Origin of the sequence: Rhizobium sp. NXC24 (assembly GCF_002944315.1) — a bacterium.
Taxonomy (GTDB): Bacteria; Pseudomonadota; Alphaproteobacteria; order Rhizobiales; family Rhizobiaceae; genus Rhizobium.
The window spans coordinates 2,120,925-2,143,180 of sequence record NZ_CP024311.1 but is presented as its reverse complement, the minus strand read 5'-3'; the positions used below and the strand labels follow the sequence as shown (position 1 = coordinate 2,143,180).

The following is a 22,256-nucleotide window of genomic DNA, read 5'->3' as shown; positions in this document are numbered from 1 at the left end:
TGAGGCCCGCGCCGCTATTCCGGCCCTCATTAGCGCGGTATGCTTACCGCATGGGGATTTGAGTTCATGGCAGGTACCAACAGCGAGCGTCAACTTCTGGCCGAAGGGCCGGCCATCATTCTGGTCGAGCCGCAGATGGGCGAGAATATCGGCATGGTGGCCCGCGCCATGGCAAATTTCGGCCTGGCAGAATTGCGCCTGGTCAATCCGCGCGACGGCTGGCCGAATGAGAGGGCGCAGGCGACTGCCTCCAAGGCCGATCACATCATCGAGGCAACCAAAGTCTACGACACGCTGGAGCAGGCGATCGCGGATCTCAATTTCGTCTACGCAACGACCGCGCGTGAACGCGATGGCTATAAGCCCGTGCGTTCTCCCGTCGCCGCCGCCGAAACGCTGCGGGCAAAATTCACAGCCGGCGAGGGTACCGGCATTCTCTTCGGCCGCGAGCGCTGGGGTTTGACCAACGAAGAAGTGGCACTCGCCGACGAGATCGTGACCTTTCCCGTCAACCCCGCCTTCGCCTCGCTGAACATCGCACAGGCGGTGCTGCTGATGTCCTACGAATGGATGAAATCCGGCATGGAGGATCTAGCCTCCGTACCCTTCCAGGCGATGGAACAGAGGCCTTCCACCAAGGAGCAGCTCTTCGGCCTGTTCGATCAGCTCGAAGAAGCGCTGGACGCACGCAACTATTTCCATCCTGCCGGGAAAAAGCCGAAAATGGTCGACAATCTGCGCGCGGTCCTCTCGCGCCGGGCGTTTACGGAACAGGAAATCAGCGTCCTGCGCGGGGTGATCTCATCCCTCGACCGCTTCTCGCGCAAATCTCCGCGCGGCAGCGGCTCGCATCCCCGATCCCCTGCCGCGCCCAAGGAAACCACAAACGATGACAGCAACGGCGAATGAGCTGAAACCCATTCTGGTGTTCGACTCGGGCATCGGCGGCCTGACCGTGCTGCGCGAGGCGCGCGTGCTGATGCCGGAGCGCGGCTTTATCTATGTCGCCGACAGTGCCGGCTTTCCCTATGGCGGCTGGGAAGAACAGGCTTTGCGGGAGCGCATTGTCGGCCTTTTCGCGAAGCTGCTGACCGAGCATGATCCCGAAGTCTGCATCATCGCCTGCAACACGGCCTTCACGCTCGCCGGCGCCGATCTGCGCGCCGCCTTTCCGCAGATGACGTTCGTCGGCACCGTGCCGGCAATCAAGCCGGCTGCCGAGCGCACGCGCTCTGGGCTGGTTTCGGTGCTGGCGACGCCAGGCACCGTCAAACGCGCCTATACGCGCGATCTCATCCAGTCCTTTGCGACCCAATGCCATGTCCGCCTAGTCGGTTCCGAGAATCTGGCGCGCATGGCCGAAACCTATATTCGCGGCGATACCGTCTCGGACGATGCCATCCTCTCCGAAATCGCTCAGTGCTTCGTGGAGAAGGAAGGACGCAGGACCGATATCGTCGTGCTCGCCTGCACGCATTATCCTTTCATGGCCAATGTCTTTCGCCGGTTGGCTCCCTGGCCGGTCGATTGGCTCGATCCTGCGGAAGCGATCGCACGCCGCGCCCGCAGCCTGGTGCCGCTGGTGGCCGATGCCGTACATCCGGACAATTTCGATTTCGCCGTCTTCACTTCCGGTACGCCGGATTTTTCGACTCGGCGGCTAATGCAGGGTTTCGGGCTCAAGGCTTGATGATGACTGACAAAGTTTCATTTCGTAAACTCGATCTCGCGGACATGCCGGCGGCTGCGGCCGTCCATCGCGCGTCCTTCAATGAGCGGCTGCCGATGCTTGCCGGGCTTCATACCCCGGAAGAGGATGTCGGCTTCTGGAGCGCGGTGGTTTTCAAAGATTGCCAGATCTGGGGCGCGGAGGAGGGCGGTCGCCTCGTCGGCGTCATCGCCTTTCTCGAGGATTGGATCGATCAGCTCTATGTTCTGCCCGAGGCGCAGCGGCATGGTATCGGCAGCCGCCTACTTGATGTTGCCAAATCGACCTATCCGGTGCTCTCACTCTGGACATTCAAGAGAAATGAGCCCGCGCGCCGCTTTTATGAGAAGCACGGCTTCTTCGTGGTTGACGAGTCTGACGGAGCAGGCAATGAGGAGAAAGAGCCGGATGTGCTTTACAAGTGGGAAGCACGCTTGCATCGGCTGTAGTTCACGATCGGACTGAGCGGCGGGATATTGGGAGGTCGATGTTTGATGTCTTTTGAGAATGATTGCGGTGTCGTTGTCGAGGCAAGCCATGCGTCTGCGTGAATGCCACAACTTCCATGATTTTCGCCTCCTTGCGAAAAAGCGCCTTCCCGGTCCGATCTTCAACTATATCGACGGTGCCGCCGACGATGAGGTGACGCTGCGGCGTAACACGTCAAGCTTCGAAAGCTGCGATCTCGTTCCGAACGTCCTGCGCGGCGTCAGCGAGATCGACATGTCTGTCACCGTCATGGGACAAAAGCTCGCAACTCCCTTCTATTGCTCGCCGACGGCGTTGCAGCGGCTGTTCCATCACCAGGGCGAAAATGCAGTGGCCGCTGCAGCATCCTCGCTCGGCACCATGTTCGGCGTCTCCTCGCTCGGGACCGTCAGCCTTGAGGAAATCCGCAAGAAGTATCCAGGCCCGCAGGTCTACCAGTTCTATTTCCACAGGGATCGCGGGCTGAACCGGGCTATGATGGAGCGGGCGAAGGAAGCCGGCGTCAATGTGATGATGCTGACGGTCGACAGCATTACCGGCGGCAATCGCGAGCGCGATCTTCGCACCGGGTTCTCCATTCCGTTCAAGCTTAATCTGGCCGGTGTCACCCAGTTCGCCATTAAGCCGGCCTGGGCGCTCAACTATCTCACGCACGAGAAATTCCGTCTGCCGCAGCTTGATGAACATGTGGACATGAGCGGCGGCGCTATGTCGATCGGAAAGTATTTCACCGAAATGCTCGATCCGTCGATGAACTGGAACGATGTCGCCGAGATGGTGAAGTACTGGAACGGACAGTTCTGCCTGAAGGGCATCATGTCGGTCGAGGATGCCAAGCGTGCTGTCGACATCGGATGTACCGGCATCGTGCTTTCGAACCATGGCGGCCGGCAATTGGACGGCTCGCGCTCGGCATTCGATCAACTGGCGGAAATCGCTGATGCCGTCGGTGACCGCATCGATGTGATGATGGATGGCGGCATCCAACGCGGCACACATGTGCTGAAGGCCCTCTCGCTCGGCGCCAAGGCTGTCGGTATCGGCCGCTTCTACCTCTATCCGCTGGCCGCTGCCGGTCAGGCAGGTGTGGAGCGCGCATTGCGGCATTTGCGCACCGAGATCGAGCGCGACATGAAGCTGATGGGATGCACCTCCGTCAGCGAGCTGTCGCGGGCCAATCTGCGGTTCAGATAAGCCCCGCAATTGCCTGTGGGTTTTTTCAATCCACGGACGCGAAGCTTGGAAATCTTTGATAGACGGGGACGCCCTGTTTCTGAAAGATGGGCGTCTTCACATTTGAGTCTTGTCAAAGGGGTAGTGCATTGCAGGTCGGCATCGACATGGGAACGGCGTCCGGCGGGACCAGCGCCCAACTCGATATCGAGGAGCTGCTGGCGACCCGTCTCCTTGTGCAGGGCAATTCCGGCTCCGGGAAATCGCATCTGTTGCGGCGTCTGCTGGAGCAGTCGGCGCAGTGGGTACAGCAGGTCATCATCGATCCCGAAGGTGATTTCGTCACGCTGGCCGACAAGTTCGGCCATGTGGTGGTGGACGGCGAGCGCACCGAGGCCGAACTTGCCGGAATCGCCAACCGTATCCGCCAACATCGTGTTTCCTGCGTGCTGACGCTCGAAGGGCTCGATATTGAGCAGCAGATGCGCGCCGCGGCCGCTTTCCTCAACGGTATGTTCGATGCCGATCGCGAATATTGGTATCCGGTGCTCGTCGTCGTCGACGAGGCGCAGATGTTTGCCCCTTCCGTCGGCGGCGACGTCTCCGAAGACGCGCGCAAGATGTCGCTCGGCGCCATGACCAACCTGATGTGCCGTGGCCGTAAGCGCGGGCTTGCCGGCGTCATCGCCACACAACGCCTGGCGAAGCTTGCCAAGAACGTTGCGGCCGAGGCGTCCAACTTCCTGATGGGGCGTACCTTCCTTGATATTGACATGGCCCGCGCCGCCGACCTTCTCGGCATGGACCGCAGGCAGGCGGAAATGTTCCGTGACCTGAAGCGCGGCAATTTCGTCGCGCTCGGTCCGGCTCTGTCGCGCCGGCCGCTGCCGATCACCATCGGCGCGGTTGAAACGTCGGCGCGCTCCTCCAGCCCCAAGCTGATGCCGCTGCCGGATGCGCCGCAGGACGTGGAGGATTTGATCTTCACGCCGGATCCGGAGGAATTCTCACGGCCGGTCGTTCGTCGCGCTGCGCCTGCGCCACGTCCGACGACGGATATCCTGGCGGAGCTCTCCCGCTCCGCGCCTGCGGCCGGCGCCGCGCCGGCTGAACCGAAGGTCAGCCAGCCGGAATTATCGCCTGAGGACCGCGAGGCGCGGGTGAGTGCCGTGCTCTCGGAAATTCTCGATGACTCAGCCTCGGCCTTCCGCACGGATTCGGTGCTCTATCAGGAGTTCCTCGTGCGGCTGCGCATGCGTCGCGTACCGGGTGTGCCGATATCGCTGCCGGAGTTTCGCCGACGCGTCGCGATCGTGCGCTCCGGCGCCGATGAGGCGACGATGGCGACGGATGCCTGGGCAACCGCGCTGTCACTCTCCTCCAGCGTTACCGACGATCTGCAGGGTGTTTTCCTGATGCTTGCCAAGGCGGCCATCTGTGGTGAGCCATGTCCATCCGACGCCCGCATCGCCCGCGCCTACGGCACCCACTCGGCCCGCCGCGCCCGGCGCCTGCTCAGCTATTTCGAAGAACAAGGCAGCGTCGTCGTCCATACGGACTTTTCCGGCAAGCGCATCGTCGCTTTCCCGGATATGGGTTCCCAGACTGCGCCAGGCGACGCCAATGCGCCTGATCTGGATAGCAGCGAACAGGCGGCGGCGGAATAGCTGCTGTAATCTTGCACAAGCGCGTCTGGCGCTGTTGACATTTTCATGACGACCCCTTACAGACCGCGCCAACGCCGGGCAGAAATGTCCGGTGTTTCATTTGACATGTCCCGTGGTCTCGTCCGTTCGCTAACGTGAGAGACCTGTCAGAGCTCGAAAACGGAGTTCAGAGGAGGGCGTGTTTCCTTCGCGGCTTGGCAACGGGCCGCTCAACACTTTGAAAGGAAATGCGATGAGCAAGCGCGAATCGTCCAAGTACAAAATTGACCGCCGTATGGGCGAGAACATCTGGGGCCGTCCGAAGTCCCCGGTTAACCGCCGCGAATACGGCCCGGGCCAGCACGGCCAGCGTCGCAAGGGCAAGCTCTCCGACTTCGGCGTGCAGCTCCGCGCAAAGCAGAAGCTGAAGGGCTATTACGGCGACCTGCGTGAAAAGCAGTTCCGCGCCATCTTCGACGAAGCCAACCGCCGCAAGGGCGACACCTCGGAAAACCTGATCGGCCTTCTCGAATCGCGCCTCGACGCGATCGTCTACCGCGCCAAGTTCGTTCCGACTGTCTTCGCTGCCCGTCAGTTCGTCAACCATGGCCACGTCACCGTAAACGGCGTTCGCGTCAACATCGGTTCCTACCGCTGCAAGGCTGGCGACGTTATCGAAGTTCGCGAAAAGTCCAAGCAGCTCGTCACCGTTCTGGAATCGGTGGCTCTCGCTGAGCGCGACGTTCCGGACTACGTCGAAGCCGACCACAACAAGATGGTTGCGACCTTCGCTCGCGTTCCGGCTCTCGGCGACGTACCGTACCCGGTCGTCATGGAACCGCATCTGGTCGTCGAATTCTATTCGCGTTAATAGGCGGATATCTTTCTTGCGAATGCAAAAGCCGCTCTTTTCGAGCGGCTTTTTTGTCTTTGGAGCGTCCGATGAGCGATTTGCAGGCAATTCTCGACAGCATCCATGCGGAGCTTTTGCCGCGCCTCGGCGAAGGCAAGGTCGCCGACTATATTCCTGAGCTCGCCAAAGTCGATCCGAACCAGTTCGGCATGGCGATTGCGACGGTGGACGGTAATGTCCGCAGCGTCGGCAATGCCGATATTCCCTTTTCCATTCAGAGCATCTCCAAGGTCTTCATGTTGACCTTGGCGTTGGGCAAGGTGGGTGAAGGCCTATGGAAGCGGGTCGGGCGCGAACCGTCCGGTACTGCCTTCAATTCCATCGTCCAGCTCGAGCGTGAGGAGGGAATACCGCGCAATCCCTTCATCAATGCCGGGGCGATCGCCGTCAGCGATATCGTGCTCTCCGGCCATGCGCCGCGAGAGGCGATCGGCGAGCTGTTGCGCTTCGTGCGCTACGTTGCCGATGACGAGTCCATCACCATTGACGACAAGGTGGCGCGCTCGGAGACGCAGACCGGTTTCCGCAACGTCGCGCTCGCCAATTTCATGCGCGCCTACGGCAATCTCGATCATCCCGTCGAGCACGTACTTGGCGTCTATTTCCATCAATGCGCCCTGTCGATGACTTGCGAGCAACTGGCCAAGGCGGGGCTTTATCTCGCGGCCCGCGGCAGCAATCCGATCACCGGCCACTCCGTCGTTTCGCCGAAGCGGGCGCGGCGCATCAATGCGCTGATGCTGACATGCGGCCATTATGACGGTTCCGGTGATTTCGCCTATCATGTCGGCTTGCCCGGTAAGAGCGGCGTCGGCGGCGGCATTCTCGCGGTGGCGCCGGGTATCGGCTCGATTGCCGTCTGGTCGCCGGGGCTGAACAAGGTCGGCAATTCGCAGCTTGGCGCGGTGGCGCTGGAAATGCTCGCCGCCCATACCGGATGGTCGGTCTTCGGTGATTGATATGGTGTCTTCCCGCCGCGCTTTCTGGTATCAGCGTGGCGATGGCCGAGGTATGACAAGATGAATATCGCAACGACAGTGGCAGACGAGCTCGATATCGAAGCTGAGGATGGCGATGTTGCCGTCCATCCACTGTTTGCCAATGCGCCGCGGTCGGTCTCCTTTAACAAGCTGCGCAAGCGCCTGCTGCGCCAGGTGCGTCAGGCGCTCGAAGATTTCCAGATGCTGAAGGGCCAGCGGCGCTGGTTGGTCGGCCTATCCGGCGGCAAGGATTCCTATGGGTTGCTGTCGATCCTGCTCGATCTGAAATGGCGCGGCCTGCTGCCGGTGGAGCTGATCGCCTGCAATCTCGACCAGGGCCAGCCGAATTTTCCGAAGCATGTCCTGCCGGAGTATCTGACAAAAATCGGTGTTCAACACCGGATCGAATATCGCGATACCTATTCGATCGTGAAGGAAAAGGTGCCGGAGGGCGCCACCTATTGCTCACTCTGTTCACGCCTGCGCCGCGGCAATCTCTATCGCATCGCCCGTGAAGAGGGCTGTGATGCCCTGGTGCTCGGTCATCATCGTGAGGACATCCTCGAAACCTTCTTCATGAATTTCTTCCACGGCGGTCGGCTGGCCTCGATGCCGGCGAAGCTCTTGAACGACGAGGGCGACCTGATGGTGCTGCGTCCGCTCGCTTATGCTGCCGAAGACGATCTCGCCAAATTTGCCGCCGCCATGCAGTTCCCGATCATCCCTTGCGATCTCTGCGGCTCGCAGGACGGTCTCCAACGCAATGCGATGAAGGACATGCTGGCCGATATCGAACGCCGCATGCCAGGTCGCAAGGATACGATGCTGCGGGCACTGGCGCATGTGAACCCGTCGCACCTGCTCGACCCCAAGCTTTTCGATTTTGCCGCGTTGATGACGAAAAGCACCTGAGCTGCGGTCGTCGGATTTAATCGGTTTTGCCATATTGGCTTCATCGAATCGGGCATAAGAGGAGGCTTCTCTTCAGACAAAGGCCACCGATGACCTTCTCCGATACAGACTTCGAATTTCTTATGGCGACTGTAGCCGAGGCTGCGGCGCGTGAGATCCTGCCGCGCTTCCGTAATCTTGGCGTCGGCGACATTTCTGAAAAGACCTCGGCCGTCGATCCAGTGACGGAGGCCGATCTGTTGGCGGAGAGGCATATCACGGCTGCGCTGAAAGCGCGCTTTCCCGGCGCGCTCGTGGTGGGCGAGGAGGCCTATGAGGCCGACAGGTCCGTTGTCCCGGCGCTGGCGGATGCGGATTTGGCCTTTGTCATCGATCCCGTGGACGGCACCCTCAATTTCGCATCCGGATTGCCAGCCTTCGGAACGATCCTCGCCGTTGTTGCCAAGGGCGAGACCATTGCCGGGATCATCCATGATCCCGTGCTGGGCGACACGGTGACCGCCATGCGCGGCGCCGGCACTTACGAGCGGCGACGGGGAGGGCAGGTGAGCAGGCTCACGGTTGCGCCGGCAGTACCGTTGAGTGAGATGGTGGGCTCGATATCCTGGAGCTATATGGACGAGCCGGACCGCTCGCGCGTCAGCGCCAATATGGCGAAGGTGCGTATGCCCCGTTCACTGAACTGCTCGGCTTACGAATATTGGCTGGTCGCCTCGGGCAAGATTCACTTCAATGGTCACCCGAAGCTGATGCCCTGGGATCATCTTGCCGGAGTGCTGGTACATCAGGAGGCCGGTGGCTTTACGGCAAAATTCGACGGTACGCCCTATCGTCCCGGTGAAACGACTGGCGGCATTATCTCGGCGCCGGATGAGGAAAGCTGGCGGATCATACGCCGCGAGATCATTGGTGGCTGACAGGAAAGGACCCGCATTATGACATCGTCCGTTGACGTTACGACCCTTGCCGACCTTTTGCGCCGTGCGGCGCAGACGGAAATCCTGCCGCGCTTCCGCCGGCTCGGCAGCGAAGATGTTCGCGCCAAGAGCGAGGCGACTGATCTCGTGACCGAAGCAGATGAACAGGCCGAGCGGATGATCAAGGCGGAGGTCAAACAGCTTTGGCCCGACGCGCTTTTCATCGGCGAGGAATCGGTTGCGGCCGATCCAGCGCTGCTCGACAAGATATATGGGGCGGAGTTGGCCATCATCGTCGATCCCGTCGACGGCACATTCAATTTCGCCGCTGGCGTTCCGGCATTCGGCGTCATGGCTTCGGTGATCTCCAAGGGGGAGACGGTCGCCGGCATCATCTTCGATCCGATGGGAGACGATTGGGTGCTGGCGGAAAAGGGCGGCGGAGCCTGGCTCCGGCGGCCGGACGGCGAGGCGCAGCGCCTCTCGGTGGCAACGCCGGTTGCGTTGGAAGAGATGGTCGGCATGGCCTCCACCGGCTACCTCCCGAAGGTCAAACGAGCCGAGATCATGGGCAATCTCGCCAAAGTGCGCTTTCTCACCAACTACCGCTGCGCTGCCCATGAATACCGCACCTTTGCCGGCGGGCACGTTCATTATCTCATGTACAACAAGCTGATGCCTTGGGATCATCTGGCTGGCGTACTGATCTCGGAGGAGGCGGGCGCTTACGCCAGGCGCCTCGACGGCTCGCCCTATCTGCCGCATCATGTCGAGGGCGGCGTATTGGTGACACCGGACAGAGCATCATGGGAACTCTTGAGGCAAGAGGTTTTCACCATTTGAGATAGCGGTTGTCGCAGCGTCAGGCGGATGCCGCGGCGCGGCTTCTACCTGTGATTCCCCTTGGAAAGTCGCGAGCGGAACATTATCTTCACCCACGTTATGCAACCGCCCTTCGGCGGGATTTCCGGCTGGGACAAGCGAGATGACCGAAACGAGCCGCAAGCTGACGACCATCTTTTCCGCCGACGTTCAAGACTATACGCGCTTGATGCGGAACGACGAGGAAGGCACACTCGCAACGCTGAAGCGATATCGCGACGCCATGGCGCGACTGATCGAAGCGCATGGCGGCCGGGTGATCAATACCTGGGGTGACGGGGTGTTTGCCGAATTCCCCAGCGTTGTCGAGGCCTTGCGCGCGGCAATCGACGTCCAAAACGAACTTGCCGGCTATAATGCCAACAGCGACCCCGATACGCAGATGCTTTTCCGCATAGGCCTCAATCTCGGGGACGTCATCGCCGAGGGCAACGATATCTACGGCGACGGCGTCAACATCGCTGCCCGCCTTCAGGCATGTGCGGTGGCCGGCGGCATCGTCATTTCGAATACGGTCTACGACCAGGTCCGCAACAAGGTGGCTGTTGGGTTCGATTTTCTTGGCCAACTCGAGGTCAAGAATGTCGATGGCGGCGTGCCGAGTTATGCGGTGCGGATCGGTGAACCGCAAACCGCCACGGCATCGACAAACCCTCGCAGCGTGCGCGAACAAGTGCCGAGTGCGGCCACGACCATTGTTGGAACCAGGTTACGAGGCGAGCGGAGCTACGGCGTGCTTGCGGTAATCGCTGCAGGTTTGGTCGTGCTCAACATTCTGACATGGCATGGTGAGTTTTGGGCGGCGTGGCCCGTGCTTGGTATAGCTATGGCGGCGGGGCTTCGCTGGGCGCGAACGAACACACAATTCGATCGCCGCCTTGCCATTTTCGCAGTGGTCGGCGCCGGCCTCGTGGGGATCAACCTTCTGTCATGGCACGGCACGCCCTGGGTGATATGGCCGCTCTTGGGCCTGGCAGTTCTTGCCGGTATCCACTGGGTCAAGCGCCAACGCGGCGACATTTGATCGCCGCGTTGAGAGACGGTCACTCAGACGTGACCCATGCCAGGTTCGAGCTGCGGGCTGTCGCCTGGATGGGTAAAGAGCCTGCCCTTTTCTGCCCATAGCGTTGCAACAATCGTCAAGGCACCGAAAACGGTGAAACCGGCAATCAGCGGCTGAACGGTTCCATCGAACATCTGGCCGACGATGCCGCCGAGCACGACGCCGCCGGTGGTGGAAACGGAGCTGGTAATGGCGGCGGCTGTGCCCGCCAGATGCCCCATCGGCTCCAGGCTTATGGCCATGAAATTGGTGGTGATGACCGCAAACATCATCAGCATCACCGAGATCAGCGCATAGGTGAACTGAAAGCTCGGCTGACCGGTCATGCCGACGACATAGCCGAAGGCGCCGAGGAGCGTGAAGATGATCATCGCCGCATGCGAAATGCGCCGCGTGCCGAAGCTGCGAACGAAATAGCCGTTAGCGAATTGTGCGACCGCAGTACCCGCCGCCGTCGCGGCAAACGCGATCGGGAACCACTCGCCGAGCCCGTAGACCTCGCCGAATACCTGCTGAACCGACACGACATAGGCGCAGATGACGCCGGTAAAGAGCGTCAGGCCAATCATGTAGCCGCAGGTGATGCGGTCGGTCAGCACAGTCTTAAAGCCGGATATGACCGAAGTGACCGAGAGCGGCAGACGCTCATGGTCAGGCAATGTTTCCCGCATGCGAAAAAACGCGAGGAGAAAGAGAACGGCACTTGCGATACCCAAGGCGATGAAGATCCACTGCCAGTTCGAATGGGCGACGATCAACTGACCGACGGAGGGCGCTACCATCGGCATGATCATGAAAACGATGGTCACATAGGACATGACCCGCGCCATTTCGCGGCCGCCGAAGCAATCGCGCACGATCGCCAAGGTGGTGATACGAACAGCGGCGGCACCGACGCCCTGGATGAAGCGCAACACAAGCAGCGTTGTGAGACTGCCGCTCCAAGCCGCCGCGAACAGCGTTACCGTGTAGAAGATGAGGCCGCCAAGGAGAATATTCCGCCGGCCGTAGGCGTCGGACAGGCTGCCGAAAAATAGCTGGCAGATACCGAAGCCGAGGAAATAGACGCCGATGACCAATTGCGTGTCATTGGGATTGGCGACTGCCAGCGATTGGCCGATATTCGGCAGGGCCGGCAGCATGCTGTCTATGCCCATCGAGATGCTCGCCGTCATCAATGCGATGGTGATGATGAATTCGACGATGCCGAGGCCGATGCGGGCGGAGCCGGATTGCTCCGCAGGCTTGGTTTGGATCGGGTTCATGTCAATGTGCCTATCAATGCAGGGCGAGAGATGAATCGGAAGGCGGCGGTGCATTCTGCGGGCGGAAGAGGCGGCCCTTTTCGGCGACGAGCACGAAGCCGATGCCGATCAGCGAGACCGTGAAATAGCCGACGATCATCGGGGTCGCCGTTCCGTTATAGAGCTGACCGATCGCCGCGCCGATCGAGGCGCCGCCGACCGTGCTCATGAAGCCGAGCACCGAAGACGCCGTGCCGGCGACATGGCCCAATGGTTCCATGGCGAGCGAATTGAAGTTCGAGCCGATCCATCCGAACTGGAACATTGCCAGTGCGAAGAGGATCATGAACAGCGGGAAGGGCATCGGTGCCGGTCCGTTGAGCTGCACCATCAGCCACAGGAACGTGATGGTGGCGAAGCCGAGCAGGGCCGCATGCGACAGCCGTCGCATGCCGAAGCGTCCGACGAGCTGCGAATTTATGAAGGATGACAGTGCCATGAACAGCGCCACGCCGCCAAAGGCAAGGGGTGTGTAGGCGCCGAGCCCGTATATGTCGTTATAGACCTGCTGTGCCGAATTGATGAAACCGAACAGCGCTCCGAACAGGAAGGTGTTGGCAATCGTGTAGCAAAGAGCGACACGGTTCGTCAGAACCATACCGAAGCCGGAAACGACGGATTTTACGGTGAGGGGGCGGACATTCTCCCGCTTGAGCGTTTCCGGCAGCCGGAAGTACATCCAGATGCCGACAAGCGTCGCCATCGTGCCGATGAAGACGAAGATCATGTGCCAGGTGCTCATGAGCATGATGATCTGCCCGCTTCCCGGTGCGATGACGGGAACGATCATGAAGACCATCATGATCAACGACATGACCTCGGCCATCTGACGGCCGCCGAAAACGTCGCGGACGATCGAGATGGTGATGACGCGGGTTGCCGCGGAGCCCAGGCCCTGGATGAAGCGCAGGGCAAGCAGGCCGGCAAAGGACGGGATCAGCGCAATGCCGAAGGCGGAAACGATATAGACGGCAAGGCCGATCAGCAGCGGCACGCGGCGGCCGAATCGGTCAGACAGCGGGCCGTAAAAAAGCTGCGCCGAGCCGAAACCGATCAGATAAGCGGTCACGACATATTGCCGGTGGTTTTCGTTTTCCACGCCGAGACTGGAGCCGATCTGTTGAAGGGCGGGGATCATGATGTCGATGGCCAGCGAATTGACCGCCATCAGGAAGGCCGCGAGCACAATGAACTCGCGTTTGCCCATGGGTAATTGCCCATGGGCCGTAGCCTGGGATGTAGTCGTCACGGTTTTTTTCCCATAAACATATCAAGGCGCCGCCCGGTGGCAGCGCCTTATCAACTGAATTGGACTATGGAAACCGGACGATAGAGCCCGGTGACCGGTCAGGCGGCGCCGCGGACGGCGATACCATGTTCCTGGAAGTGCTGCTGCAACTCGCCCGCCTGGAACATTTCGCGCACGATGTCACAACCGCCGATAAACTCGCCCTTTACGTAGAGCTGGGGAATGGTGGGCCAATTGGAATAGTCCTTGATGCCCTGGCGAATTTCCGAATCGGCCAGAACATTGATGCCCTTATAGTCGACGCCGATATAGTCGAGGATCTGGACGACCTGGCCCGAGAAACCACATTGCGGGAACTGCGGAGTACCCTTCATGAAGAGAACGACGTCGTTGTTCTTCACTTCATTGTCGATAAATTCGTTGATGCCGCTCATGTCTCGTCCTTTCACATGCGGGTTCAAGGTCCGCAGCTTCAAATCTTTTCCTTAAATAGCAAGGTGAAGCTTCGATTTCCAGCCGCAATCATGCACTCGATATGTTTTTCATCGCATGAATGGGCTTTCGCGCAACAATGGTTCCGAATCATGGCGCGACATTGGAATTAGCAACTTTTCTTGAACAGTGCGTTTTGAAATCACTCCTTCAACGTGGAAGCTGAACAACACACATAGGGAATAAACAAGGGACGCTTAGTATCGTGTTGCCGGCCTATTTTTGCCGGTGGCGGGAAGTTTCGAGGCATGCCGCCGAAGGCGGTGTGCGGGTACCAGTCCCTTTTTTTACATTGCATTTTCGAGGGAGTGGGCACCATGAGCCATCATCACTATTCCGACGGCCAGGTCGGCGAAGAGCGCGAGTTTTATGGCGCCAGTGAGACGAGTGAGGGCGAACGGGAATATTACGAGCATGTTCGCACTCCTAGAGCATCGATATTGAACAGCACCATCACGGTCAGCATCATCGTTTTGGTTCTCAGCATCGCTTTCGGCTATCGCGCATCCACCACGCCAGCGCCGGAAGTACAATCTGCGACCGTTCAGAAGATCATGATCGCTCCGTCGAGCGATTCCTGTGCCGAACTTTCGCCGTATGCCCGCAGCGATTGCTGATGTCAGAGATTCCTTAACCATATCGTGGGAGTTTCTCGCACGGCTTTGACGATGAGCTGCCATGAAAAAGCCGACAGGTCATGGTGTCAGCAGTATCCTACGTCTTCGTGACGCCGCCAACCCGCCGGGAATTAAGAACATAATGAATAGCATAAAAAAGAGGGTGGTCCTTCACTTCCCCGGCTTCGAACCATTGGATGCCGCTGCGCACAGGGCGCGTTACCAGCGCTCCGCCAAACAAAGTGCCGCCGCGTGGGATTTTTCGGTTGCCGTCGATACGCTTCGAAATTTCGGTAGGGCGCCGTATTTCGACGTCAATGCCGAGGGAGCGGGCTGGGAAACCCAGAGCCGCATCCACATCCTCGATCATAATGATCTGGTCGCCAAGCTGAACGGCAGGCCTTTTTCCGTGCGGTTGAGGCAGGGTTATCTCGCCGCTGCCAAGGTCGCGCTATCAGGCGGCCTAATAGGCTACTTTCGGCATGCCTGGCGGTTTGGCCTGTTCTTCATCTTTCCGTTCCTGTTGATGCTGGTCGGGCTGCTTATCAGCCTGTCCATCGCTCTCTCGCCTTTTGCGTTCGGGCTTCCCTCTTGGAGCCATATCGGCAGCATCCCCTTGGCGGTGGCCTTCTTCATCTATGTCTTCCTGCCGCAGGCCGAGCGGCTGCATACGCTGCATCTCTTTGCCGACTGGGAAATGGCCGTCGCCATGGCGGGATTGAACGGTATCGGTGCCGAACAGTGGATCGAAGCCTGCGCCATCAGTGCCCGCCAGGCGCTTGACGAGCCGGCCGACGAATATGTCATCTCGTCCCACAGCATGGGCTCGAGCGTCGCCGCGCATGTGATCGGGCTGCTGCTCGAACGGGAGCCGGAACTATTCCAGGGTAAGCGCGTCGTGTTCACGACGCTCGGCAGCGCCATCCTGCAATGCGCATTGATGCGGCCCGCCGCCGTGCTGCGCTCGCGCGTTGGCCTATTGGCCCGCTGCCAGGAGATATTCTGGCTCGACGTCCATTGCCTGACCGATGCGATTCATTTCTACAAGACGAAGGTTGCCGCCGTCTGCGGACATGCGGACGGTCTGCAGCCCACGATCATATTCGTCCGCTTCAAGAAGATGCTGACGTCGCAGCACTACGCCAAGATCAAGCGCGATTTCCTGCGGGTGCACAGGCAATATGTGCTCGGACCAGATGTCCGAGCTTCCTTTGATTTCACGCTTTTGACGGCCAGCCCACTGCCGGCTTCCAGCTTTGCAACATTCACCCACGCCAACATGCCGGATCTGACTTTCGGCGCCGGCAATGATGGCGAAAACGCCCGGCTTTCCTCAATCGGGCGCTGAGGTCTGTAACGCCAGGGCGTGCAGCACGCCGCCCATATTCCCTTTCAACGCGTCATAGACCATCTGGTGTTGCTGTACGCGGCTTTTGCCACGGAAGGCTTCGGCCACGACTTCGGCCGCATAGTGGTCGCCATCCCCGGCCAGGTCGCGAATCGTCACCTTGGCGCCGGGAATGCCGGCCTTGATCATGTCTTCAATATCGCCGGGATTCATTGGCATCAGTGATTTACCTCACTTTATTCGGCAGCGACGAGTGCACTGCCATCCATGAAGGCAGGAAACCACGATTCATGCGCCTCGCGCAACTGCCGAACGGAAACGGACAGCAGTCCGTCGACGGCAAGCGCATCGCCGCCGACCTCGCCGAGGCGACGGAACGGCACGCCGGCGCTTTCCGCATTGATGCAGACGAAATCGGCGACATCGGCCGGCACGGCGACGACATACCGCGCCTGATCTTCGCCGAAGAGTACGGCGTGCGGCAAGCCCTTGCATTCAGCAAGATCGATGCGCAGACCCTTGCCTGACGCCATTGCCATTTCGGCCAGTGCCAGCGCAAGGCCGCCCGAGGAAATGTCGTGGCAGGCGGTGACCTGACCATTGCGGATGGCTGAACGGACGAAATCGCCGTTGCGGCGCTCGGCAAAGAGGTCGACCTCCGGGGCCGGGCCGTCCGTGGAGCCAAGGATATCGCGCAGATAGACGGAAGAGCCGAGATGGCTGCCGTCGACGCCGAACACGATGATCCGATCGCCTTCCGAGGCCGAGCCGATACGCGCCATCGCTTTCCAGTCCGGCAGAAGCCCGACACCGGCAATCGTCGGCGTCGGCAGGATCGCGACGCCGTTGGTCTCGTTGTAAAGCGAGACATTGCCCGAGACGATCGGGAAGTCGAGTGCGCGGCAAGCTTCGCCGATGCCTTTGATGGCGCCGACGAACTGGCCCATGATTTCGGGCTTCTCCGGATTGCCGAAGTTCAGATTGTCGGTCGCGGCCAGCGGCTCGGCGCCGGTTGCCGTGATATTGCGCCAGCATTCGGCCACGGCTTGCTTGCCGCCTTCGAACGGATCGGCTTCGACATAGCGCGGGGTGACGTCGGAGGAGAAGGCGAGGGCCTTGGTCGGGTGGCCCTCGACACGGACGACGCCGGCGTCGCCGCCGGGAAGCTGCAACGAATTGCCCTGGATCAGCGTGTCGTATTGTTCGTACACCCAGCGGCGGCTGGATTGGTTGGCCGAGCCCACGAGTGTCAAAAGGGTCTGGCCATAATCCTCAGGGGCGGCGACGAGATTTGCGGGCAAGTCGGCGCGCTTGTTGGACTCACGCCACGGGCGGTCATATTCCGGCGCCTGGTCACCGAGATCCTTGATCGGCAGGTTGGCGACTTCCTGACCCTGGTGGATGATACGGAAACGCAGGTCGTCCGTGGTCTTGCCGACGATGGCGAAATCCAGTCCCCATTTGACGAAGATCGCCTTGGCGACGGCTTCCTTTTCCGGCTGCAGTACCATGAGCATGCGCTCCTGGCTTTCCGACAGCATCATCTCATAGGCCGACATCTGCTCTTCGCGCACCGGCACCTTATCGAGATCGAGCTCAATCCCGAGGTCGCCCTTGGCGCCCATTTCGACAGCGGAGCAGGTGAGGCCGGCCGCACCCATGTCCTGGATGGCGATGACAGCGCCGGTCTGCATCAATTCCAGGCAGGCTTCCAGCAGGCACTTTTCGGTAAAGGGGTCGCCGACCTGAACGGTCGGGCGCTTTTCCTCGATCGATTCATCGAATTCGGCCGACGCCATTGTCGCGCCGCCGACGCCGTCGCGGCCCGTCTTGGCACCGAGATAGACGACCGGCAGGCCGACGCCCTTGGCTTCCGACAGGAAGATAGCATTGGACTTGGCGAGACCGGCCGCAAAGGCATTGACCAGGATATTGCCGTTGTAACGCGCGTCGAACTCGACTTCGCCGCCAACGGTCGGTACGCCGAAGGAGTTGCCATAGCCGCCGACACCGGCAACGACGCCGGAAACCAGATGGCGGGTTTTCGGATGATCCGGCTCGCCGAAGCGCAGCGCATTCATGGCGGCAATCGGGCGGGCGCCCATGGTAAAGACGTCGCGCAGGATGCCGCCGACGCCGGTCGCCGCACCCTGGTAAGGTTCGATATAAGACGGGTGGTTATGGCTTTCCATCTTGAAGACGACGCAATCGCCGTCATCGATATCGACCACGCCAGCATTTTCGCCCGGGCCCTGGATGACGCGCGGCCCCTTGGTCGGCAAGGTGCGAAGCCATTTCTTCGAAGATTTGTACGAGCAGTGCTCGTTCCACATCGCCGAGAAAATGCCGAGTTCGGTAAAGGTGGGCTCGCGGCCGATCAGATCCAGAATGCGCTGATATTCGTCCGGCTTCAGGCCGTGGGCGGCAATAAGTTCCGGGGTGATCTGGATCGAATTCGAAAGGGTCATGGGCGCTCGATGGTCCTTGCCTGTAAAGGGTTTGAAGGCCGGTCAGGGGATCGAGGTCTCTTTAGCGCATGTGAACCCATCGTGCGACAGGAAAATGCCCGCGATTCACAATGGGTGAAGAGCGGGCATCGCTATTTTCAATTGCTGCCTGGCGATCAGAACTTGTAGCCGACCAGCAGCCCGGCGCGCGTCATGCCGGCATTCGGCCCATCGCAGAGATTGGCATGCGAGGAATGCGCCACTTGCGCCATCAGGCTCCAATGATTGTCGAAATTATAGCCGACCCCGGCATATTCGTGGAAAAGCAGGCGACAGCCGAGCATTGGGCCGTCTTTGGTCCAATCGTCGAGATTCCCGGTATGGACGGTGCCGCCGAAACCGGCTTCGGTGAAGATGCCGTTGCTATGGGTGAGCGTCCAGGACAGGCCGGTAAAGACTTGCGTCGCCGCTGTGTCCGTGGTGCCGATCGAGGTGCCCAAATGGATGCGGGGGCGTAAAAGCTGATCTTTCCAATTGTCCGTCGGATTGTAGCCGAATGGATTGAACAACACCTCGACTTCCGGAAAGACGCCGGCCTCATGGTCATGGCCAGTCTGGATGGAGCCGCTGGCGCCGAAGCGAAGTTCATCGAATATTTTGATCTCCGGGGCTGGTTTTGTGTCCGCAATGTCGGCGGCGGCAGCGGATTCAGCGACGATAACCGAACCAGTCATTGCCAAAGCGGTGATCGCACTCGTCCAAAACCGGCCACCAGAAATAGCGTCAAAAGCCATGCACCCAACCCCCAGATGGCAAGCGATTCGCAGTCGTTAACCAAGTGGTAGCATCCTTAAGGTCGGGGTAAAGTAGGGGTAATTATATGACAGTGCATTTGGCAAAAACTGAAGCGAAAGTGCAACAGTGCCGTCATAAATGGCCGTCAGCCTCATATGTGGCTGTCGTAACCTGCCGATCCGTTTTCCAGAAGGTGACGCAACGTCATGAAGCCGCTTGCGACGTCGTCACGCCGCTGCGGTGAAGAAAAAGCGACGCGAACGCGGTGATAGGCCCTGTCCGTGCGGGCGGCCTTGAACTCGTCCTCGTCATCGACAAGAACGCCCTCGGCGAGGGCGGCATTCTTGAATGTACCCGAAAGCCAGGGTTCCGGCAGTTTCAGCCACAGGAACGGCACGTGCGGATGCGAGGTGAATTCGAAGCCAGACAGGGCTTCCCGCGCCAATTGCTCACGGATGCGGATTTCCTCCACAGCCCGTCGGCGCAGCGTCAGCGCATGGCCGCCAAGCACCAGCCGGGCACAGGTTTCCGCCAAGATGAAGGGCAAGCCGCCAGTCGTCATCTTGTGAGTGACCTTGATGCGTTGGGCGAAATGCTGCGGGCAGGCGACCCAGCCGCCGCGCACGCCCGCGGTCACCGATTTCGACAGGCCGCTGACGAGGAAAGTGCGCTCGGGCGCAATAGCTGCCATCAGCGGATTCTGATCTTCGGTCATCCCCCCATAGAGATCGTCTTCGATCAGCCAGACGCTGTGCCGGCGCGCTATGGCGGCGATTGCCCGGCGACGCGCCTCCGGCATGGTCACCAGGGTTGGATTGTGCGCCGTCGTCATAAGGAAGGCGAGACGCGGATGCTGCTGCTGACAAAGCCGTTCGAAATCGTCAGGGATAATGCCATGCTCATCGGAGTCCACAAGTATGGAGCGGCGGCCGAGAAGACGGGTGGCGCGGCTGACCTGCGTATAGGTCAGGTTCTCGAAGACGATCTTGTCGCCCGGTGAGGTGACGGCGGAGATGACGGCGATAGCGGCGGCGTGAGCGCCGAGGGTGGGCACGATCGTTTCGATCGCCGGCTGCCAGCCGTTGCGGGCAAGCCAGACCTGTCCTGCGCGAAACCAGTTGGCCGGGAAGTTCCGTGAATAAGAGGAAATCTCCGCCCGATGCTCGCGGCTGATATCGGCAAAGAGCTGGCCGATGATCTCGCCCTGGCCAATATCGGGTGCTGCCGTCGTGTCGAAACGAATCTTGTCGCCGGGGACCTCGAGACCGCGGGTGCCAGCAAGCGCCTGCGTGATCGGGTCCACGGGCTCGATCTGCTTGCCGTTGGCGCGCTCGAGCACATAGGTGCCGCGCCCGACCTCACCGGCCACGAGGCCGCGCTCATGCACCAGCGCATAGGCACGACTGACTGTGCCGATCGTCACGCCGATATCGTAGGCGAGATTGCGTTGCGGCGGCAGCTTCGTGCCCGGCGGCAGCACGCCATGCGTAATCGCGTTCTCGATGCTGTCGGCAACGCGAATGTAAACCGGGCCGGTTCCGCTGGATATGTCAGGCAGCCAATTTGTCATAATGACAATTTCTTAGATTGCTTCGCAAAGGGAGTCAATATTATGAGTCAATTTGTGTCGTTTGGCTCGATACATTCCGATTGTCACGATCAAGCGAGCAAGAAATGGATACAATAGATACAATTCACTTCAGCAAGAGTCCCCTAGCTGACGAAAGGTCGCCGAGCATCTCCGCGCGAGTATCGCGCTTGGCGCATCGTCTTGTCGACGCTTTTGCGGTTTGGCTGCAGAAGCGGGAAAGCCGCTGGACTTTGCGGTATCTGACGGATGATGAGCTGCGCGACATCGGCCTGACCCGTGAGGAGGCGATGGACGAGGTGAACAAATCGTTTTTCTGGGACTGAGCGTGCCGGCAAGAGGCGATTGCGACGAGATCTAGCCGAGCGGCGGCGAAGATCATGCCTTCGTTCGCGGTCGGCGACATATATTTCCATTATTTCCATGCCTAGCGCTGCGGAGAGGTCGCAGAGGGTGGGTCAACGCCGATGAATGGTAGGCAGCTTTTCGCGAAGCGCCGCTGATAGTATTATATTAGTGAATACTTGACTAAGTGGGCGGCAGTGGTATCGTTCCCTCACGCGCTCAACTAGCAATGGGGGAGCCAAGTTCGATCGCCGTCTTGGCGTCTGGTCGCATCGATGCAACCGGAGGGAGCGCTGACATCGTTGTGTTTAACGCCGCGCTTCGGTCATTCGTGCGCGGCACATATTATGGCCGCAAGTCCCCCTGTGGCGTAACTCGCATGTTCAATTGACGCTACTCGGACTCGAAACATCCGCTTGTAGATGCCCAATCATTTATTATCGGGGGACACTCAAATGACAGATGCAGTTCCTATTTACGCGCAATCGAAAAGCCAGCAATTTTTCCGGTACGGCACCCAAATGACCGCGGAGAATGGATGGGATCAAAACAAGACCATTGCGTTCTACGCCTACTCTGCCCCGCAGGAAGGGACGATACCTTTTTATCGTCATCGATCGGGGGATCGCTTTGAGATAGATACGATCGAAGGAGCGCACGACGGTTGGACTGGTGGAGAAGATCCATTTTACGCCTATCCGTCGACTCAGCCGAGGACGGGAACGATACCAATCTACGTTCATCCCAACTCGAACGGACAGCGCTTCCAATACAACACCCAGATCCCCGGCGGTGCCGGCTGGGGTACCGGACAGCTGGCATTCTTCGCATTACCAACCCTAGAGGGCTATCGCGTCGGCGACAAAGCCGCTGACATCGTCGGGCAGGATCAGTCCGGCAAAACTGTCCAACTTAGCAAGTATAGCCCGAACAAGGATTGGATTTTGGTCGATATCTGCGCCCAGTGGTGCGGTCCTTGTAATTTTGCGGCTGAAAAAACCCGCGGATTTATTGACAATGTAAACGTCACCAAGGGTACGAAGCTGAAGTTGACACCTTTTACGGTGCTCGTCGATGACCGGAGTTATAGGGCTTCATCGCAGGTAACGGCGCAACAATGGGCGACAAAGTACAACTTCGATCCAAAGGAAGCGGTGGTTCATTGCGGGGGTGACCCGAAATCGGACTTGCGGTGGCTCGTTAACAAGTACACCCTTGCAAACAATATTCCGGAAGCTGCTTACCCAACATACGTGCTTATCGACTCTGACGGAGTTATTCGCCACTTCCAGCAAGGCTTCGACCTTGACCAACTCCAGCTAGATCTTTCCGCGTTGGCGGGGGTGGCATTGACAGGCGGACCTTGGATCGGTCTTACGTGACGCTGC

General features: G+C 59.7%; 22 protein-coding genes. 15 read left to right on the top strand and 7 right to left on the bottom strand.

The features are described 5' to 3' along the window. Positions 1-66: 66 nt before the first annotated feature. The 11 genes from NXC24_RS10610 to NXC24_RS10560 all read left to right on the top strand — a co-directional run bounded on the left by NXC24_RS10610 (position 67) and on the right by NXC24_RS10560 (position 10,644). On the top strand, positions 67-909 hold the full coding sequence (locus tag NXC24_RS10610) for an RNA methyltransferase (RefSeq protein WP_104823241.1): 843 nt from the start codon (positions 67-69) through the stop codon (positions 907-909). Then, a complete protein-coding gene (gene murI / locus NXC24_RS10605) occupies positions 890-1,690 on the top strand; it encodes a glutamate racemase (RefSeq protein WP_104823240.1) in 801 nt (266 codons plus the stop codon). Before NXC24_RS10610 ends, murI begins: the two co-directional genes overlap by 20 nt. Positions 1,691-1,692: 2 nt before the next feature. After that, positions 1,693-2,157, top strand: a complete 465-nt coding sequence (locus NXC24_RS10600) for a GNAT family N-acetyltransferase (RefSeq protein ID WP_104825110.1) — start codon at positions 1,693-1,695, stop codon at positions 2,155-2,157. 88 nt (positions 2,158-2,245) lie between these two features. Further along, positions 2,246-3,391, top strand: a complete 1,146-nt coding sequence (locus tag NXC24_RS10595; RefSeq protein WP_104825109.1) for an alpha-hydroxy acid oxidase — start codon at positions 2,246-2,248, stop codon at positions 3,389-3,391. A gap of 128 nt (positions 3,392-3,519) precedes the next feature. Beyond that, the gene (locus NXC24_RS10590; RefSeq protein ID WP_104823239.1) at positions 3,520-5,037 is read left to right on the top strand and encodes an ATP-binding protein; all 1,518 of its coding nucleotides are present in this window, start codon (positions 3,520-3,522) and stop codon (positions 5,035-5,037) included. Between the two features lie 232 nt (positions 5,038-5,269). Further along, complete coding sequence (rpsD, locus tag NXC24_RS10585; RefSeq protein WP_104823238.1) at positions 5,270-5,887, top strand: 30S ribosomal protein S4; 618 nt, start codon at positions 5,270-5,272, stop codon at positions 5,885-5,887. A gap of 71 nt (positions 5,888-5,958) precedes the next feature. After that, the gene (locus tag NXC24_RS10580; protein ID WP_104823237.1) at positions 5,959-6,888 is read left to right on the top strand and encodes a glutaminase; all 930 of its coding nucleotides are present in this window, start codon (positions 5,959-5,961) and stop codon (positions 6,886-6,888) included. 60 nt (positions 6,889-6,948) lie between these two features. Then, positions 6,949-7,821: a tRNA 2-thiocytidine(32) synthetase TtcA gene (gene ttcA, locus NXC24_RS10575; RefSeq protein WP_104823236.1), complete on the top strand. Its 873-nt coding sequence runs from the start codon at positions 6,949-6,951 to the stop codon at positions 7,819-7,821. An 89-nt stretch (positions 7,822-7,910) separates the two neighbouring features. After that, on the top strand, positions 7,911-8,738 hold the full coding sequence (locus NXC24_RS10570; protein WP_104823235.1) for an inositol monophosphatase family protein: 828 nt from the start codon (positions 7,911-7,913) through the stop codon (positions 8,736-8,738). A gap of 18 nt (positions 8,739-8,756) precedes the next feature. Then, positions 8,757-9,581: an inositol monophosphatase family protein gene (locus tag NXC24_RS10565; protein WP_104823234.1), complete on the top strand. Its 825-nt coding sequence runs from the start codon at positions 8,757-8,759 to the stop codon at positions 9,579-9,581. Positions 9,582-9,723: 142 nt separating this feature from the next. Then, entirely contained in the window at positions 9,724-10,644 is a 921-nt protein-coding gene (locus tag NXC24_RS10560) for an adenylate/guanylate cyclase domain-containing protein (protein WP_104823233.1), read from the top strand. Positions 10,645-10,667: 23 nt separating this feature from the next. On the opposite strand, the gene NXC24_RS10555 is transcribed toward NXC24_RS10560, so the two are convergent. The 3 genes from NXC24_RS10555 to grxD form a co-directional block, all read right to left on the bottom strand. Beyond that, complete coding sequence (locus NXC24_RS10555) at positions 10,668-11,948, bottom strand: multidrug effflux MFS transporter (protein ID WP_104823232.1); 1,281 nt, start codon at positions 11,946-11,948, stop codon at positions 10,668-10,670. Between the two features lie 13 nt (positions 11,949-11,961). Then, positions 11,962-13,194, bottom strand: coding sequence for a multidrug effflux MFS transporter (locus NXC24_RS10550; protein ID WP_104823231.1), 1,233 nt, complete (start codon positions 13,192-13,194; stop codon positions 11,962-11,964). A 140-nt stretch (positions 13,195-13,334) separates the two neighbouring features. Continuing rightward, positions 13,335-13,670, bottom strand: coding sequence for a Grx4 family monothiol glutaredoxin (gene grxD / locus NXC24_RS10545; protein ID WP_104825108.1), 336 nt, complete (start codon positions 13,668-13,670; stop codon positions 13,335-13,337). Positions 13,671-14,045: 375 nt separating this feature from the next. Between grxD and NXC24_RS10540 the strand changes: the two genes are divergently transcribed. Both NXC24_RS10540 and NXC24_RS10535 read left to right on the top strand, forming a co-directional pair. After that, entirely contained in the window at positions 14,046-14,345 is a 300-nt protein-coding gene (locus NXC24_RS10540; protein WP_104823230.1) for a hypothetical protein, read from the top strand. A 142-nt stretch (positions 14,346-14,487) separates the two neighbouring features. Beyond that, the gene (locus NXC24_RS10535) at positions 14,488-15,693 is read left to right on the top strand and encodes a hypothetical protein (protein WP_104823229.1); all 1,206 of its coding nucleotides are present in this window, start codon (positions 14,488-14,490) and stop codon (positions 15,691-15,693) included. Here the strand turns inward: NXC24_RS10535 and NXC24_RS10530 are convergent. From NXC24_RS10530 to NXC24_RS10515, 4 genes are all read right to left on the bottom strand, one after another. After that, positions 15,679-15,912, bottom strand: coding sequence for a BolA family transcriptional regulator (locus NXC24_RS10530; RefSeq protein WP_004108912.1), 234 nt, complete (start codon positions 15,910-15,912; stop codon positions 15,679-15,681). The two genes, NXC24_RS10535 and NXC24_RS10530, sit on opposite strands and share 15 nt — an antisense overlap. A 17-nt stretch (positions 15,913-15,929) precedes the next feature. Further along, positions 15,930-18,161, bottom strand: coding sequence for a phosphoribosylformylglycinamidine synthase subunit PurL (gene purL, locus NXC24_RS10525; protein WP_104823228.1), 2,232 nt, complete (start codon positions 18,159-18,161; stop codon positions 15,930-15,932). 155 nt (positions 18,162-18,316) lie between these two features. Continuing rightward, positions 18,317-18,874 (bottom strand): acyloxyacyl hydrolase, encoded by a 558-nt coding sequence (locus tag NXC24_RS10520; RefSeq protein WP_104823227.1) that lies wholly within the window; start codon positions 18,872-18,874, stop codon positions 18,317-18,319. Positions 18,875-19,086: 212 nt separating this feature from the next. Then, positions 19,087-20,505, bottom strand: a complete 1,419-nt coding sequence (locus NXC24_RS10515) for a PLP-dependent aminotransferase family protein (RefSeq protein ID WP_104823226.1) — start codon at positions 20,503-20,505, stop codon at positions 19,087-19,089. A gap of 104 nt (positions 20,506-20,609) precedes the next feature. On the opposite strand from NXC24_RS10515, the gene NXC24_RS10510 reads away from it, so the two are divergent. Both NXC24_RS10510 and NXC24_RS10505 read left to right on the top strand, forming a co-directional pair. Further along, the gene (locus NXC24_RS10510; RefSeq protein WP_104823225.1) at positions 20,610-20,849 is read left to right on the top strand and encodes a DUF1127 domain-containing protein; all 240 of its coding nucleotides are present in this window, start codon (positions 20,610-20,612) and stop codon (positions 20,847-20,849) included. A 474-nt stretch (positions 20,850-21,323) separates the two neighbouring features. Further along, entirely contained in the window at positions 21,324-22,250 is a 927-nt protein-coding gene (locus NXC24_RS10505) for a redoxin domain-containing protein (protein ID WP_158704455.1), read from the top strand. Positions 22,251-22,256 lie beyond the last annotated feature (6 nt).